The organism is Parapusillimonas granuli (genome assembly GCF_013416525.1).
Classification (GTDB): domain Bacteria; phylum Pseudomonadota; class Gammaproteobacteria; order Burkholderiales; family Burkholderiaceae_B; genus Parapusillimonas; species Parapusillimonas granuli.
Map to the genome: position 1 here is coordinate 85,261 of NZ_JACCEM010000009.1, position 13,830 is coordinate 99,090.

Below are 13,830 nucleotides of genomic sequence, written 5' to 3' on the forward strand. Positions count from 1 at the left end.
ACGGCCCGGCCCCGTTCGAGGGCCGGCCGCGAAGCGCCGTTGCCGCAACGCGCCATGCCGATATGGGACATGGCGCCAGGGCGGCCCGGCGCCGGGGCAGGGGGCCGATCACGCGTGATCGGATTCTTCCAGGCGCCCCAGCAGCAGGAATTCCATGAGCGCCTTCTGCACGTGCAGGCGGTTCTCGGCTTCATCCCAGACGACGCTTTGCGGGCCGTCGATCACGTCGCCGGCGACCTCTTCGCCGCGATGGGCCGGCAGGCAGTGCATGAAGACGGCCGAAGGGTCGGCGACCGCCATCATCTCGGCATCCACGCACCAATCCGCGAAGGCCTTGCGGCGTTCCTCGTTCTCGGCCTCGTAGCCCATGCTGGTCCAGACGTCGGTGGTGACCAGATGCGCGCCCCGGCAGGCGTCCATGGGATCGGAGAACTCCTGCAGCACGCTGCCGGGCGGCTGGCCGATGCGCGCGGGATCCAGCCGGTAGCCCGTGGGCGCCGAGACGTGCAGCCGGAAGCCGAGTATTTCCGCCGCCTGCAGCCAGGTATAGGCCATGTTGTTGGCGTCGCCGATCCAGGCGACGGTCTTGCCCTCGATGGGGCCGCTGTGCTCGATGAACGTGAAGATGTCCGCCAGGATCTGGCAAGGGTGGAATTCGTTGGTCAGGCCGTTGATGACGGGCACGCGCGAATGCGCGGCAAAGCGCTCGATGCGCGTCTGTTCGAAGGTGCGGATCATGACCAGGTCCACCATGCGCGAAATGACGCGCGCGGTGTCCTCGATGGGCTCGGCGCGGCCGAGCTGGGAATCGCCGGTGGTAAGATGGATGACCGAGCCGCCAAGTTGATACATGCCCGCCTCGAACGACACCCGCGTGCGCGTACTGGCTTTTTCAAACACCATGGCCAGATTGCGATCATGCAGCGTGCGGTGGGGTTCGTACCGCTTGAACTTGCTTTTGATCAGTCGCGCGCGATCCAGGACGTACTGGATCTCGGTCTTCGATAAATCGCGAAACTGCAGGAAATGCCGTAATGGACCTGTATGCGTGGTGACGTCAGACATAGTAAGCCTTGTTTCAAAAGAGCCATCTTACCCTGCCATGCGGCAGCGGGCAAAGTCGCCGCGCCGAGACGGTGCAGGTGGGTATCATATACAATTCGCGGCGCAGGGAAAGTTTGGTGGCCGCAACGGCCACGGTTAGTCCGCGGAAGGTTATGACACAACTTGTGCAGCAGTTAATCATTCATGGCGTCACCCAGGATGGTCAAAAATTTCGCCCCAGCGACTGGGCCGAGCGCCTGGCAGGCGTCATGTCGCAGTTCAGGCCCGCCGGCTCCGTAGGAGGGCCTCTCACTTATTCTCCTTATGTCGTGCCGGTCGTCCTGGACGGCGTGCGCTGCGTCGTCGTCGACAAGCGCCTGCGCGAGCTGGAACCGCTCGCCTTCAAGTTCGTGTGCAGCTTTGCCGAAGACAACCATCTCAAGGTGTCTGAACAAGAAACCGCGATGCCCAGCCGCCCTCGATAGGGCGGTTGCCTTTTATGGCCACGTGTACGCGCTGAAAAGAGGGGCGGACGCCCGCTGGACGGGCTGCGCCGGCTACAGCAGCCCATCGGTGATAAGCAGCCCACCGGTGATAGCCCACCTGGCCGCCCACCAAGGCCGCCCCGCCCATCCATCATGCCGCAGCCCGAACAGCCCGCAAACGAAAAAAGGACGCCTGAGCGTCCCTTTCCCACCCCGGGCACACCCGGGAAATGTCGTCTGCCGTCTAAACCATTACGCCAATCAGGCTAAAGCTTTGACAGCGGCAGCAAGGCGGCTTTTATGACGGGCGGCCTTGTTCTTGTGAATGATGTTCTTGTCGGCAACGCGATCGATGATGCTCGTGGTTTTCTGGAAAACTTCGGTAGCAGCTGCCTTGTCGCCGGCTTCGATGGCTTGGCGCACACGCTTGATGGACGTGCGCAGCATGGAGCGCAGGCTGGAATTATGCTTGTTGCGCTCAACCGACTGGCGAGCGCGCTTACGTGCTTGGGCGGAATTGGCCATTTGCGTATCCCGTTTGTCTGATTAGACTGTAAAGTTTATTCGGCAAAGACAGCTATTCTAGCTTATCTGCCCCTGCGTGTAAAGTCGCGCAGCCGAAAACCGCAAAGCAAAAGCAGGGAGAAATAGACGACCCCGCTCGCCGCCACCACGCCTCCCAGCCAGGCCACGCGCTGCCAGCGGTGTGCGCCCAGGGCGACCCAGTCCAGGTGCTGGTCGGCGTACCACAGCAGCGCGGCGAGCGCCGCCAGCGCGGGCAGCGCGCGCAGCAGGAACCGCGCCCAGCCCGCGGCGGGCCGGTACAACCCCCGGCGCACCAGCAGCACCACCAGGCACAGCGCATTGATGCTCGCCCCCAGGCCGATCGACAACGCCAGTCCCGCGTGCGCGAACAGCGGCACCAGGACCAGGTTGAGCATCTGCGTGGCGACCAGCACGAAGACCGCGATCTTGACCGGCGTGCGGATGTCCTGCTTCGCATAGAAGCCCGGCGCCAGGATCTTGATGGCCAGCAGCCCGATCAGCCCGGCCGAATAGGCCATGACGGCCAGCCGCGTCTGGGCGACGTCGTGGCCGCTGAACGCCCCGTAATTGAACAGCGTGGCGACCAGGCCGTCGGCCAGCATGGCCAGCCCCAGCGCGGCCGGCAGGCCGAGCAGCAGCACCAGGCGCAGGCCCCAGTCCAGCAAGGCGCTGTAGCCCGCGTGGTCCTGGCGCGCGTGCGCGGCCGACAGGCTGGGCAGCAGCACGGTCCCCAGGGCGACGCCCAGCAAGGCGGTCGGGAACTCCATCAGCCGATCCGCGAACGACAGCCAGGTCACGCTGCCCGGCGCGAGCCAGGTGGCGATGTTGGTGTTGATGAGCAGGGACAGCTGGGCCACCGAGACCCCCAGAATGGCCGGCAGCATCTGGCGGATGATGCGCTGAACGAGGGGATCCGCCCAGGCCTGGCGCAGCCGCGCGGAGCAGCGCGGCGCCACGCCCAGCCGGACGAGCGCCGCCCATTGGACCGCCAGCTGCGCCACGCCGCCTATCATGACCCCGGCCGCCAATGCATAGATCGGGATGTCGAAGTAGGGGACCAGGAACAGGCTGGCGCCTATCATCGATGCGTTCAGCAGCACCGGCGTGAAGGCCGGAACGGCGAATTTGCTCCAGGTGTTGAGCACGCCGGAGGCCAGCGCGACCAGCGACATGCACACGATGTAGGGGAACATCAGCCGCGTCATCCAGACGGCGGCGTCGAATTCGGCTTGGCGCGCGGCGCCGCGCAGGCCGCTGGCCATGGCGCTGACCACCCATGGCGCGCCGATGACGCCGGCCAGGGTCACCAGCATCAGGGCGAAGGTGAGCAGCAGGGCGACGCGGTCCAGCAGCACGCGGACTTCCTCCGCCGGCCGGGTGCTGCGGGCCTGGCCCAGTATGGGAACGAAGGCCTGCGAGAAAGCGCCTTCCGCGAACAGCCTGCGCAGCAGGTTGGGGATGCGGAAGGCGACCCAGAAAGCGTCGGTCAGCGGGCCGGCGCCGAAGGAGGCGGCGATGAGGACGTCGCGCGCCAGCCCCGTGATGCGCGAAAACAGCGTGAAGCCGCTGACCGTTGCCGCGGACCGAAGCAGGCTCATGGGCTAGGGTTTGCCGGCGCGGGGAAGTGGGCGGCGCCTGCCCGTCATTTTGGCGCCATGCGGATCGCGCCGTCCAGGCGTATGGTTTCGCCGTTGATCATTTCGTTCGTGATGATGCTGTGCACGAGCTTGGCATAGTCTTCCGGGCGGCCGAGCCGCGCGGGGAAGGGGATGCTGGCCGCCAGCGAATCCTGGACTTCCTGCGGCATGCCGAAGATCATGGGCGTGCCGAAGATGCCCGGCGCGATCGTGACGCAGCGGATGCCGGACTTGGACAGATCGCGCGCGATGGGCAGCGTCATGCCGACCACGCCGCCCTTGGACGCGGAATAGGCAGCCTGGCCGATCTGGCCGTCGTAGGCCGCCACCGACGCGGTGTTGATCAGCACGCCGCGTTCGCCGGTGGGCTCGGGCGCGTTCTGGCTCATGGCCGTGGCGGCCAGCCGTATCATGTTGAAGGTGCCGATCAGGTTGATCGACACGACTTTCTGGAAGAGGTCCAGCGCATGCGGCCCGTTCTTGCCCACGGTGCGCGAGGCCGGCGCGATGCCGGCGCAGTTCACCAGCCCGAACAGCGGGCCCAGTTCCAGCGCCGCGGCGACCGCCGCCTGGCCGTCGGCTTCCCGGGTGACGTCGCAATGCACATAGGTCTGCCCCAGCTCGGCGGCCAGCGCTTGCCCGGCTTCGTCCTGCAGGTCGGCCAGCACCACTTTGGCGCCTTCGGCCACCAGCATGCGCGCGGTGCCGGCGCCCAGGCCCGAGGCGCCGCCGGTCACGATGAAAACTTTGTTCTTGATATCCATTTTCCGTCTCGAAAAAAGTAAGAAACGGGCGCGAGGCCCGTTATGTTGAAGCTGGCGGGGATCAGGACCGGAGCGCCTGGAAAATGCGCTCGCGGATTTCTTCCACTTCGCCGACGCCTGAAAGCTGGCGATAGGCCGGCGCGCCCGGGGCGCCGGTTTCCGCCCACTGCGAATAGTAGTCGACCAGCGGCCGAGTCTGTTCGCGGTAGACGGAAAGGCGATGCCTGACGGTTTCTTCGCGGTCGTCGTCCCGCTGCACCAGGGGTTCGCCGGTGACGTCGTCGACGCCGGGCGCCCTGGGCGGATTGAACTTCAGGTGATAGCTGCGTCCGCTGGCGGGGTGCACGCGGCGGCCGCTCATGCGCTCGATGATGTTTTCTTCAGGGACGACGATCTCGACCACGTAGTCCAGCGCCACATTCGCGTCCTTCAGGGCGTCCGCCTGCGGGATCGTGCGCGGGAAGCCGTCGAACAGATAGCCGTTCTTGCAGTCGTCCTGCTTGAGGCGATCGCTGACGAGGCCGATGATGATGTCGTCGGACACCAGCCCGCCCGCATCCATGATTTTCTTGGCCTCTAGGCCAAGCGGCGTTTGTGCCTTGACGGCGGCGCGCAGCATGTCACCGGTGGAAATCTGGGGAATGCCAAATTTTTCGGTGATGAACGCTGCTTGGGTACCCTTACCCGCGCCGGGCGGACCGAGCAGTATCAGTCGCATGAATTCCTCCTGGAGTTCGGTTTTTCTAACTTTTTCCGATTATGCCGCAATGCAGCAATTTCTGCACGGCACTGCGCGCATGAGTCGTGGAATCCGGTGCGCGGAATCGGCGATTCGAAGCGATGTCATAGCCGATTGGCGAAGATTTCGCGTATGCGGACCAGATCTTCCTGAGTGTCCACTCCGGCGGCTGGATGGTTCTTGGTGACGTGAACCGCAATGCTATAGCCATTTTCCAGCGCGCGCAATTGTTCCAGGGACTCGAATCGTTCGAGCGTGCCGGCTTCCAGGGTGGGGAACAGCGACAGAAAGCGGGCGCGGTAGGCATAGATGCCGATGTGGTGCAGGGCCGGCAAGCCGTCGGCGAGCCGTCGGGCGCCGTCGGACAGCGCATCGCGCGCCCACGGTATGGGCGCCCGCGAGAAATAGAGCGCGCGCCCCGCCCGGTCGCACACGACCTTGACGGCGTTGGGATTGAACAGGACGGCGGCGTCGGTGATCGGCGTCGCGCAGGTGGCGATGGCCGCGTCGGGCGCCCGCTGCAGCAGCTCGGCGACTTCGTCGATGTGGCCGGGGTCGATCAGGGGTTCGTCGCCCTGCACGTTGACGACGACGGCGTCGGGCGCGAGCCCCAGCCGCTGCACGACTTCGGCCAGGCGGTCGGTGCCGGTGGGGTGGTCGCCGCGCGTCAGCAGCGCTTCGATGCCGTGCCGGCGGGCGGCGGCGGCGACGCGCTCGTCGTCGGTCGCCACGACCACGCGCGCCGCGCGCGAGCGCGCCGCCTGTTCGGCCGTGCGCACCACCATGGGCTTGCCGCCGATGTCCAGCAGGGGTTTGTCGGGCAGGCGGGTGGAGGCCGCGCGCGCGGGGATGACGGCGATGAAGCTCATGCCTGTTCCGGCTGGCCGCTAGCGGGGTCGCCGTGCGCGGCGGCCTGGCGCAGGTCGCGCGCTTCGTTCTCGAGCATGACCGGAATGCCGTCGCGGATGGGGAAGGCGAGCTTGTCGGCGCGGCAGATCAGTTCATGGCGGTCGCGGTCGTGATGCAGGCGGCCTTTGCAAAGAGGGCAGACCAGTATTTCAAGCAGGCGGGATTCCATGCCGGGCTCCAATAGTGTTCGGATAAAAGAGGAGTTTAATCGCCGCGGCGCCGCTGGGCCACCGAGGCCTTGTGGCGGGCGATCATGCGCAGCATGTCGTGTACGTGGTCCAGCCAGCCGGGATCGGAAAAGCGCGGCTCCGCGTGCACGACCCACAGGCGCGGGTCCTGGAAGCGGCCGCATTTCACGGCGTCCTTGCCCGTGATCAGGATGGCCGGCGCCGTCAGGCCGGCGAAGGGCGATTCGGCGTAATCGGCGTGGTCCTCCAGCGAGAGCGCGCGGCTCAATTCCAGGCCGTGATGGCGCAGCATGTCGAAGAACCGGTCCGGCCGCCCTATGCCGGCGACGGCGGCGGCGGGCTCGCCGCCGTGCTCGGCCAGCCAGTCGGGCCAGCTCAGGGTCTCGCCGGACACGAGCCGCTCCACCGCGGCCGGCGCGAGGCGCATGGCGACCTGCCGCGCCGGGCTGTCCACCGGCGCGGGACCGAGCTGGCCGGCGGACAGGTTGGTGACGATGACGTCGACATAGCGCAGGCGGTCGGCGGGTTCGCGCAGCGGCCCGGCGGGCAGCATGCGCCCGTTGCCGACGCCCCTGCCGTCCTGGACCAGGATCTCCAGGTCGCGGCCCAGGGCGAGATGCTGCAGCCCGTCGTCGGCGACGATGATGTCGACCTGAGGAAAATCGCGCTGCAGCCGCCTTGCGGCCTCCGGGCGGTCGGGATGGACGCTGACGGGCACGCCCGTGGCGCGGGCGATCAGGGCGGGCTCGTCGCCGTAGCGGTCGGCCGCCAGCTCGCCTTGCCCCGTCCTGGCGCGCTCGCCCAGCTTGATGCCGTATCCGCGGCTGACCACGCCCGGACGCCAGCCGCGCGCCTGCAGGGCCTGGAGCAGGGCAATGACGACCGGCGTCTTGCCCGTGCCGCCCACATAGATGTTGCCGACCACCACGACCGGGATCGCGCAGTGATGGGTGAGCGCGGGCTGGTTCGCGTAGCGCGAGCGCTTGCGGGCGACCGCGGCGGCGGCGATCCAGGACAGGGGCAGCAGCAGGGTGCTGATCCAGCCCTTCTTGCTCCAGGCCGAGTGCAGGCCGCGGACCAGCGCGGCGGGCGCTTTCATCGCGGGCTGCGGGTCGCGAAGTTGACGCGCGAGATGCCCGCCTGCCTCGCGGCTTCCATGACGCGCAGCACGGACTCGTGGGTGCTGTGGGCGTCGGCGTTGATGACCAGGACGGCGTCCGGCCGGCCTTCCGCGGCCGCCGCGAGCGCCTGCGCGATGTCGGCGGCCGTGGTGCCGGGCAGCAGCCGGCCCTCCAGCGCGTACAGGCCTTCCTGGCTGATGGCGATATTCAGCGCTTCGGGTTCGGCCAATGCGTCCGCCCGGGCCTCGGGCAATGACACCTTCATCTGCTGGTAGCGCGTGAACGAGGTGGTGGCGGCCAGGAAGATCAGGATGACCAGCAGGACGTCGATGAGCGGGATCAGGTTGATCTCCAGCTCGTCGTCGGGCAGGCGCCGGCGGAAGTTCATTCGGCCTCCCGGCTGATGAGCCGGTTCAGCGAGCCGGCTTCACGTTCCATCAGGTGCAGGAAGTGGTCCACCCGCGAGCGGAAATAGCGATGGAGGATCAGGGCGGGAATGGCGATGATGATGCCGAAGCCCGTGTTGTAGAGGGCGATGGATATGCCCCGGGCCAGCTGGGCCGGGTCGCCGCCGGCCGGCGTGTACGAAGCGAAGATCTCGATCATGCCGACGACCGTGCCGAACAGGCCCATGAGCGGCGCGACGACGGCGATGGTGCCCAGGGCGGGCAAATGGCGGTTCAAGCGATGCGCCACGTCCTTGCCGGCGTCTTCCACCGCCGCCAGCCGGTAATGGCGGCTTTCGTGCCGGTTGATCAGGACTTCCGCCAGGATGCGGCCCAGCGGCGAGTTGCCGGCCAGGCGGATGACCGCTTCGGGGTTGTCGTTTTTCTGACGCAGGAGTTCCAGCACCTGGCCGGGCAGGCGGGGAGGGAAGATCTTGCTGGCGCGCAGGGAGAGAAAACGCTCGATGACGAGCGCGAGCCCGATGACGGAGGTTGCAATGAGCAGCCAGACAGGCCATCCGGCGGCGTTGATGATTTCAAGCAAGGTAGTCTCCACCCGGGGTAAAGTGTGGTCCGGCGTATCGGCATTTTACAATCGGCCGGATGGCGCGGGGGCGTCGGGCGGCGGTCGGCCGAAAAGCGGCGTCCCATGGGCCGTTCGGCGCAGGCCCGCCCGGGAAGCATTGCACGGCGTTCCCCGCCCGCGGGCCGTCCGCCGGCAGGGGCTCCAATCGGCGAATCGGGTCGTTCGTGCGCTGGAAAAGCAGGCGCGGCCCCGCAATCGATATGGAAAAGGGCGTGGTTGCTGGCTTTGCGGCGGGTATCCACAAAAACTGTGGATAATTCTGTGCACAAGTTGCCGGATAGGCATGATTTACTGGCTCTGGAGGTTCAATGGTCAATTTGCGATCAATCGACCAATTTATTAAAAATCGATTTAAATCAAGTGCTTGCGCTTCCGAATTAAAGCGGGTTTTGAGCTGGTCGCGGAATCGGATTGATATTTCATCGATTTGACAAATCCAATTTCTCTGTGGACAGCGCAGCGAGAATAGCGGAGGTTTTAGATGAATTCATGGGAAAACATGCCCATGTCCAATGAGGTTTTGACGGTCAGCCAGCTGAATCGTCAGGTCGGGCAATTGCTGGAAGGGCATTTTTCCCGGCTCTGGGTGCGCGGGGAAATCTCCAACTTCACGCAGGCCGCGTCGGGGCATTGGTATTTTTCGATCAAGGACGAACGGGCCAGCGTCAGGGCGGTGATGTTCCGCGGGCGCTGCCAGGCGGTGGGCTTCGTGCCCAAGGCCGGCGAGAAATTCGAATTCCGCGCCACCGTCACCCTGTACGAGCCGCGCGGGGACTACCAGCTGCAGGTCGAAAGCATGCGCCGCGCGGGCCGCGGCGACCTGCACGAGGCTTTTCTGGCGCTCAAGGAGAAGCTCGCCCGCGAAGGGCTGTTCGACCCGGCGCGCAAGCGGCCCATTCCCGCGATGCCGGCCACGGTCGGGGTGGTCACTTCCCTCGCCGCGGCGGCCTTGCGCGATGTGCTGACCGCCATGGCCCGCCGCGCGCCTCATGTGCGCGTCATCGTGTATCCGGCGCCGGTGCAGGGGCTGGACGCCGCCGGGAAGCTCGACGCCGCCTTGCGCCAGGCCGTCGCGCGGGCCGAGGTCGACGTCCTGCTGCTGGTCCGCGGCGGGGGCAGCATCGAAGACCTCTGGAGCTTCAACGACGAGGCCTTGGCGCGCAGCATCGCGGCCAGCCCCATCCCCGTGATCAGCGGCGTGGGCCACGAAACGGATTTCACCATCGCCGATTTCGTGGCCGATTTGCGCGCGCCGACCCCGACCGCCGCGGCGGAGCTCTGCTGCCTCAGCCATGAGGCCTGCGCGCGCGCCGTCCGGGTCGCGTTCGCATCGCTGGCCGCCCATCAGCGGCGCCTGCTGGAGCGCGCCTCGTTGCGGCTGGACCGGGCGGCGGCCATGCTGGTGTCGCCCCAGCAGCGCCTGGGCCGGCAGGCCTTGCACCTGCAAGGCCTCAGCCAGCGGCTGTCCAGGGCGGCGGCGCAGGCGACGGCGGCGCAGGCCGTCCGGCTGGACAAGGTCCGCGCCCGCCTGGCCCATGCCCAGCCCCGGCCGCAGGGCCTGCGGTCCGAGCTCAATCACCGCCGGCAAGCCCTGGCCGACGCGGCCCGGCGGCTACTCGAGCGCCGCCGCCAACGGCTGCTGGCGCTGGCGCAAACCCTCGAGGCGCTGGGCCCGCGCAGCATTCTGGACCGCGGCTATGCCATCGTCCGGAAGGAGGACGGGGAAATCGTCAAAAATGCGTTAGACTTGAGTGTTGGCGAGCAAATCGGCGTAGAGCTTGCCCGTGGCAGCGTGCGCGCGAACGTCATTCGGGCGCACGGCCTGCTGTAGGGCGGCGCCTTGCGGCGCCCGGGCGGCCGCCGTACCCGCTTTTTGGCATTCTGACTGGCTTTTTTTGAAGGAAATCGACCATGGCTTTTACGCTTCCCCCTCTTCCCTACGCGCTTGATGCCCTTGCCCCCACCATTTCCAAGGAAACCCTGGAATACCACTACGGCAAGCATCATCAGGCCTACGTCACCAATCTGAACAACCTGATCGCGGGCACCGAATTCGAAAACGCCGGCCTCGAAGAAATCGTCAAGAAGTCCTCGGGCGGCGTGTTCAACAACGCCGCGCAAGTCTGGAACCACACCTTCTACTGGAACAGCATGTCGCCCAACGGCGGCGGCGAGCCCACCGGCGCGCTGCTGGAAGGCATCAAGGCCAAATGGGGCAGCGTCGAAGGCTTCAAGGACGCCTTCAACAAGTCCGCGGCCGGCAACTTCGGCTCGGGCTGGACCTGGCTGGTCAAGAAGCCCGACGGCTCGCTGGATATCGTGAACACCAGCAATGCCGCCACGCCGCTCACCACTTCCGACATCCCCCTGCTGACCTGTGACGTCTGGGAACACGCCTACTACATCGACTACCGCAACGCGCGTCCCAAGTACCTGGAAAGCTTCTGGAACCTGGTCAACTGGCAGTTCGCGGCATCGAACCTGGGCTAAGCCCCGCTGGGCCGCGCAGCTTGCGCGGGCGCGGCCCATGGCTGCCCGGCATGCCCCGCCGGCATGCCGGCGCCCGCAGCGAAGTGACCACGGCGCGGACGAAACACCGGTTCTTTTCATTGTGCCGTCAACGAATGCGCTAAGATTCGTCCATTCGGCGGCCAGGGCCATGCATGCGCCCGCCGCGTCATGGTTTCCTTTGTTCTCGCAGGCTCAAAAATGACGACTCAAGCTTTTATTTGCGACGGCGTGCGCACGCCGTTCGGCCGCTACGGCGGCTCGCTGGCCACGGTCCGGGCGGACGATCTGGCCGCCATTCCCATCAAGGCGCTGATGCAGCGCAATTCCGGCATCGACTGGGCGCGCCTGGACGACGCGCTGTACGGCTGCGCCAATCAGGCCGGCGAAGACAACCGCAACGTCGCCCACATGGCCACCCTGCTGGCGGGCCTGCCGGTCGAAGTCCCCGGCGCCACCATCAACCGGCTTTGCGGCTCGGGGCTCGACGCCCTCGGCTCCGCGGCGCGCGCCATCCGCGCGGGCGACGCCCAATTCATGCTGGCGGGCGGCGTCGAAAGCATGAGCCGCGCGCCTTTCGTCATGGGCAAGGCCGACGCCGCGTTTTCGCGCAGCGCCGCCATCTACGACACCACCATAGGCTGGCGCTTCATCAACAAGCTCATGAAGGCGCAATACGGCGTGGATTCCATGCCCGAAACCGCCGAGAACGTCGCCGACCAGTTCAAGGTCAGCCGCGAAGACCAGGACGCCTTCGCCCTGGCCAGCCAGTCCAAGACCGCCGCCGCCCAGAAGGCGGGCTTCTTCCAGGCCGAAATCACGCCCGTGCACATCCCGCAGCGCAAGGGCGATCCGCTGGTCGTGGACACCGACGAGCACCCGCGTGAAACCACCCTCGAGGCCCTCGCCAAGCTCAAGCCCATCGTGCGTCCCGACGGCACCATCACGGCGGGCAATGCGTCCGGCGTCAACGACGGCGCCTGCGCCATGCTGGTGGCCTCCGAGGCCGCCGCGCGCGAACACGGCCTGACGCCGCGCGCGCGCATCGTGGCCATGGCCACGGCGGGGGTCGAGCCGCGCATCATGGGCATCGGGCCGGCGCCCGCCACCCAGAAGGCGCTCGCCCTGGCCGGCTTGTCGCTGGACCAGATCGACGTCATCGAATTGAACGAAGCCTTCGCGGCCCAGGGGCTGGCCGTGCTGCGGCTGCTGGGCATCGCGGACAACGACCCGCGGGTCAACCCCAACGGCGGCGCGATTTCCCTGGGCCACCCCCTGGGCGCCAGCGGCGCCCGCCTCGCGCTCACGGCCGTGAACCAGCTGCACCGCAGCGGCGGCCGCTATGCCCTGTGCACCATGTGCATCGGGGTCGGCCAGGGCATCGCGGTGGTGCTCGAGCGCGTCTGAGGCATGCCCGGAGCATGGGGGGCGCGCAGCGCGCCCCCCATGGCCTCTCGATATCGACGGTATTGACGGGCCCGGCCCTAGCGCCGGGGCAGTCCGCCGACCCGGGCGCCCGGGGCGACCTGATTGCTCTTGAACCAGCCTTGCTCCATTTCGAGCGCATAGCGGAAGGGCGCGGCGGGGCAGTGGCTGGATTCGTCGAAAGGCCGCATGTCCTCGAGGTTCAGTATGATGCCGTCTTCGTCGATGAAGGCGATGGAAAGCGGCAGGGGCGTGTTCTTCATCCAGAAACAGGTCGTGCTGGGGGCGTCGAACACGAACAGCATGCCGTGGTCCGGCGGGAGCGAGGGCCGGCCCATCAGGCCGCGGGCGCGGCTGGCGTCGGTGGCGGCCACTTCCGCATGCACCTTGTGCGGCCCCACGCGCAGTTCGGTGGTGGGCAGCAGCATGCCCTGGGCGGCGGCGGCCGCGGCGGCCATAAGGCAAGCGCACAAGACCAGGGCGAGGGCGCCAAAAAAAACAGGGCATGGAAGCCCTGTAGATCGATACAATTTATACATTGTTATTGATGCCGAATGCCTGCCTTCCACAACGGTGTTCAGGCGGCGGTGATGTTGAGCGCTTGCTTGCCTTTGGGTCCCTGTGCGATCTCGAAAGCGACTTTCTGACCTTCTTTCAGGGTCTTGAAGCCGTTCATTTGTATGGAAGAAAAATGTGCGAAAAGGTCTTCGCCCCCATTATCGGGGGTAATGAATCCGAAACCTTTCGCATCATTGAACCATTTGACGGTTCCGGTCAGCTTTTGCGTATCCCCTGGCGTGGAGGTTGCGGTTGAATCAGACATGCGGACTGCCTCTCGACTATAGTGTTAAATTGAAACTCGACTACAAAGGGGTTACCTTTAGCCTTTAGATTCTGGCATGCAACGGACTTCCAGGCACTCAGAATAGTACGATAATGCGCAATTTACCCTAACATAGTCAACTATGGAAACCACTAGTATTTGACATGGCTACTCAGATCGAAAACCAGCGCGATACGGTTCTGGACCGCCAGTCCTCCAAGCTTGCGCCGCCGCCGTTCTATCAGGTGGTCCTGCTGAACGACGACTACACGCCCATGGAATTCGTCGTCAATGTATTGCAGCGCATTTTCGGTAAAAGCGAGGAAGAAGCTTCCCGCATCATGCTGAAGGTGCACCACGAAGGGCGCGGAGTCTGTGGGGTGTACCCCCGGGACATCGCCGCCACCCGGGTGGAGATGGTCCGCCAAATGGCCCAGGCCCGCCAGCATCCCTTGCAGTGCGTCATGGAGCCCGCTCCCGACGCCTGACGCCGTGGCGCGGACGCCGCGCAACACCGCCGCAGTCCATGTATAGTAAGGGTTATGTTGGTTTTCAATTAATGTTGATACGCAAGGTCGATTTAGTCATAGAATAGGATTTATCGAATTG

Annotated in this window: 17 protein-coding genes; 5 read left to right on the top strand and 12 right to left on the bottom strand. The window is 66.0% G+C overall.

The features are described 5' to 3' along the window. Window positions 1-108: 108 nt before the first annotated feature. On the bottom strand, window positions 109-1,065 hold the full coding sequence (gene argF / locus H0A72_RS16665) for an ornithine carbamoyltransferase (protein ID WP_180157380.1): 957 nt from the start codon (window positions 1,063-1,065) through the stop codon (window positions 109-111). Between the two features lie 152 nt (window positions 1,066-1,217). Between argF and H0A72_RS16670 the strand changes: the two genes are divergently transcribed. Then, entirely contained in the window at window positions 1,218-1,529 is a 312-nt protein-coding gene (locus H0A72_RS16670) for a DUF3579 domain-containing protein (RefSeq protein ID WP_180157381.1), read from the top strand. A 261-nt stretch (window positions 1,530-1,790) separates the two neighbouring features. Here the strand turns inward: H0A72_RS16670 and rpsT are convergent, their stop codons facing one another. The 9 genes from rpsT to H0A72_RS16715 all read right to left on the bottom strand — a co-directional run bounded on the left by rpsT (window position 1,791) and on the right by H0A72_RS16715 (window position 8,423). Beyond that, window positions 1,791-2,054 (bottom strand): 30S ribosomal protein S20, encoded by a 264-nt coding sequence (rpsT, locus tag H0A72_RS16675; RefSeq protein WP_165028917.1) that lies wholly within the window; start codon window positions 2,052-2,054, stop codon window positions 1,791-1,793. A gap of 62 nt (window positions 2,055-2,116) precedes the next feature. Next, window positions 2,117-3,673, bottom strand: a complete 1,557-nt coding sequence (gene murJ, locus H0A72_RS16680; RefSeq protein WP_180157383.1) for a murein biosynthesis integral membrane protein MurJ — start codon at window positions 3,671-3,673, stop codon at window positions 2,117-2,119. A 44-nt stretch (window positions 3,674-3,717) separates the two neighbouring features. Beyond that, the gene (locus tag H0A72_RS16685) at window positions 3,718-4,476 is read right to left on the bottom strand and encodes a 3-hydroxyacyl-CoA dehydrogenase (RefSeq protein WP_180157384.1); all 759 of its coding nucleotides are present in this window, start codon (window positions 4,474-4,476) and stop codon (window positions 3,718-3,720) included. Window positions 4,477-4,537: 61 nt separating this feature from the next. Next, complete coding sequence (adk, locus tag H0A72_RS16690; protein WP_180157386.1) at window positions 4,538-5,194, bottom strand: adenylate kinase; 657 nt, start codon at window positions 5,192-5,194, stop codon at window positions 4,538-4,540. A 125-nt stretch (window positions 5,195-5,319) separates the two neighbouring features. Next, window positions 5,320-6,084, bottom strand: a complete 765-nt coding sequence (gene kdsB / locus H0A72_RS16695; protein ID WP_180157388.1) for a 3-deoxy-manno-octulosonate cytidylyltransferase — start codon at window positions 6,082-6,084, stop codon at window positions 5,320-5,322. Further along, entirely contained in the window at window positions 6,081-6,293 is a 213-nt protein-coding gene (locus tag H0A72_RS16700) for a Trm112 family protein (protein ID WP_180157391.1), read from the bottom strand. The genes kdsB and H0A72_RS16700 overlap by 4 nt, the downstream gene beginning before the upstream one ends. Window positions 6,294-6,328: 35 nt before the next feature. Further along, window positions 6,329-7,411 (bottom strand): tetraacyldisaccharide 4'-kinase, encoded by a 1,083-nt coding sequence (lpxK, locus tag H0A72_RS16705; RefSeq protein WP_180157393.1) that lies wholly within the window; start codon window positions 7,409-7,411, stop codon window positions 6,329-6,331. Then, on the bottom strand, window positions 7,408-7,821 hold the full coding sequence (locus H0A72_RS16710) for an ExbD/TolR family protein (RefSeq protein WP_180157395.1): 414 nt from the start codon (window positions 7,819-7,821) through the stop codon (window positions 7,408-7,410). Before H0A72_RS16710 ends, lpxK begins: the two co-directional genes overlap by 4 nt. Beyond that, window positions 7,818-8,423 carry a MotA/TolQ/ExbB proton channel family protein gene (locus H0A72_RS16715; RefSeq protein ID WP_180157397.1) on the bottom strand — a complete coding sequence of 202 codons (606 nt, stop codon included), beginning with the start codon at window positions 8,421-8,423 and terminating at the stop codon, window positions 7,818-7,820. The genes H0A72_RS16710 and H0A72_RS16715 overlap by 4 nt, the downstream gene beginning before the upstream one ends. Window positions 8,424-8,964: 541 nt before the next feature. Here H0A72_RS16715 and xseA point away from each other — a divergent pair. From xseA to pcaF, 3 genes are all read left to right on the top strand, one after another. After that, window positions 8,965-10,296, top strand: a complete 1,332-nt coding sequence (xseA, locus tag H0A72_RS16720) for an exodeoxyribonuclease VII large subunit (protein ID WP_425502553.1) — start codon at window positions 8,965-8,967, stop codon at window positions 10,294-10,296. Window positions 10,297-10,376: 80 nt separating this feature from the next. Further along, complete coding sequence (gene sodB, locus H0A72_RS16725) at window positions 10,377-10,955, top strand: superoxide dismutase [Fe] (RefSeq protein WP_180157401.1); 579 nt, start codon at window positions 10,377-10,379, stop codon at window positions 10,953-10,955. Window positions 10,956-11,174: 219 nt separating this feature from the next. Further along, complete coding sequence (pcaF, locus tag H0A72_RS16730) at window positions 11,175-12,380, top strand: 3-oxoadipyl-CoA thiolase (RefSeq protein ID WP_180157403.1); 1,206 nt, start codon at window positions 11,175-11,177, stop codon at window positions 12,378-12,380. A gap of 77 nt (window positions 12,381-12,457) precedes the next feature. Here pcaF and H0A72_RS16735 read toward each other — a convergent pair whose 3' ends face one another. Continuing rightward, on the bottom strand, window positions 12,458-12,856 hold the full coding sequence (locus H0A72_RS16735; protein WP_180157404.1) for a DUF192 domain-containing protein: 399 nt from the start codon (window positions 12,854-12,856) through the stop codon (window positions 12,458-12,460). A gap of 119 nt (window positions 12,857-12,975) precedes the next feature. After that, a complete protein-coding gene (locus H0A72_RS16740) occupies window positions 12,976-13,221 on the bottom strand; it encodes a cold-shock protein (protein WP_165028941.1) in 246 nt (81 codons plus the stop codon). Window positions 13,222-13,385: 164 nt separating this feature from the next. On the opposite strand from H0A72_RS16740, the gene clpS reads away from it, so the two are divergent. Continuing rightward, window positions 13,386-13,709, top strand: a complete 324-nt coding sequence (clpS, locus tag H0A72_RS16745) for an ATP-dependent Clp protease adapter ClpS (protein ID WP_180157405.1) — start codon at window positions 13,386-13,388, stop codon at window positions 13,707-13,709. Window positions 13,710-13,830: the final 121 nt, after the last annotated feature.

Excerpts from the sequence above, each read along its gene's own strand:
- argF (WP_180157380.1), bottom strand. The coding sequence starts at position 1,065 with ATGTCTGACGTCACCACGCATACAGGTCCATTACGGCATTTCCTGCAG.
- H0A72_RS16670 (WP_180157381.1), top strand. The coding sequence starts at position 1,218 with ATGACACAACTTGTGCAGCAGTTAATCATTCATGGCGTCACCCAGGAT.
- rpsT (WP_165028917.1), bottom strand. The coding sequence starts at position 2,054 with ATGGCCAATTCCGCCCAAGCACGTAAGCGCGCTCGCCAGTCGGTTGAG.
- murJ (WP_180157383.1), bottom strand. The coding sequence starts at position 3,673 with ATGAGCCTGCTTCGGTCCGCGGCAACGGTCAGCGGCTTCACGCTGTTT.
- H0A72_RS16685 (WP_180157384.1), bottom strand. The coding sequence starts at position 4,476 with ATGGATATCAAGAACAAAGTTTTCATCGTGACCGGCGGCGCCTCGGGC.
- adk (WP_180157386.1), bottom strand. The coding sequence starts at position 5,194 with ATGCGACTGATACTGCTCGGTCCGCCCGGCGCGGGTAAGGGTACCCAA.
- kdsB (WP_180157388.1), bottom strand. The coding sequence starts at position 6,084 with ATGAGCTTCATCGCCGTCATCCCCGCGCGCGCGGCCTCCACCCGCCTG.
- H0A72_RS16700 (WP_180157391.1), bottom strand. The coding sequence starts at position 6,293 with ATGGAATCCCGCCTGCTTGAAATACTGGTCTGCCCTCTTTGCAAAGGC.
- lpxK (WP_180157393.1), bottom strand. The coding sequence starts at position 7,411 with ATGAAAGCGCCCGCCGCGCTGGTCCGCGGCCTGCACTCGGCCTGGAGC.
- H0A72_RS16710 (WP_180157395.1), bottom strand. The coding sequence starts at position 7,821 with ATGAACTTCCGCCGGCGCCTGCCCGACGACGAGCTGGAGATCAACCTG.
- xseA (WP_425502553.1), top strand. The coding sequence starts at position 8,965 with ATGCCCATGTCCAATGAGGTTTTGACGGTCAGCCAGCTGAATCGTCAG.
- sodB (WP_180157401.1), top strand. The coding sequence starts at position 10,377 with ATGGCTTTTACGCTTCCCCCTCTTCCCTACGCGCTTGATGCCCTTGCC.
- pcaF (WP_180157403.1), top strand. The coding sequence starts at position 11,175 with ATGACGACTCAAGCTTTTATTTGCGACGGCGTGCGCACGCCGTTCGGC.
- H0A72_RS16735 (WP_180157404.1), bottom strand. The coding sequence starts at position 12,856 with ATGGCCGCCGCGGCCGCCGCCGCCCAGGGCATGCTGCTGCCCACCACC.
- H0A72_RS16740 (WP_165028941.1), bottom strand. The coding sequence starts at position 13,221 with ATGTCTGATTCAACCGCAACCTCCACGCCAGGGGATACGCAAAAGCTG.
- clpS (WP_180157405.1), top strand. The coding sequence starts at position 13,386 with ATGGCTACTCAGATCGAAAACCAGCGCGATACGGTTCTGGACCGCCAG.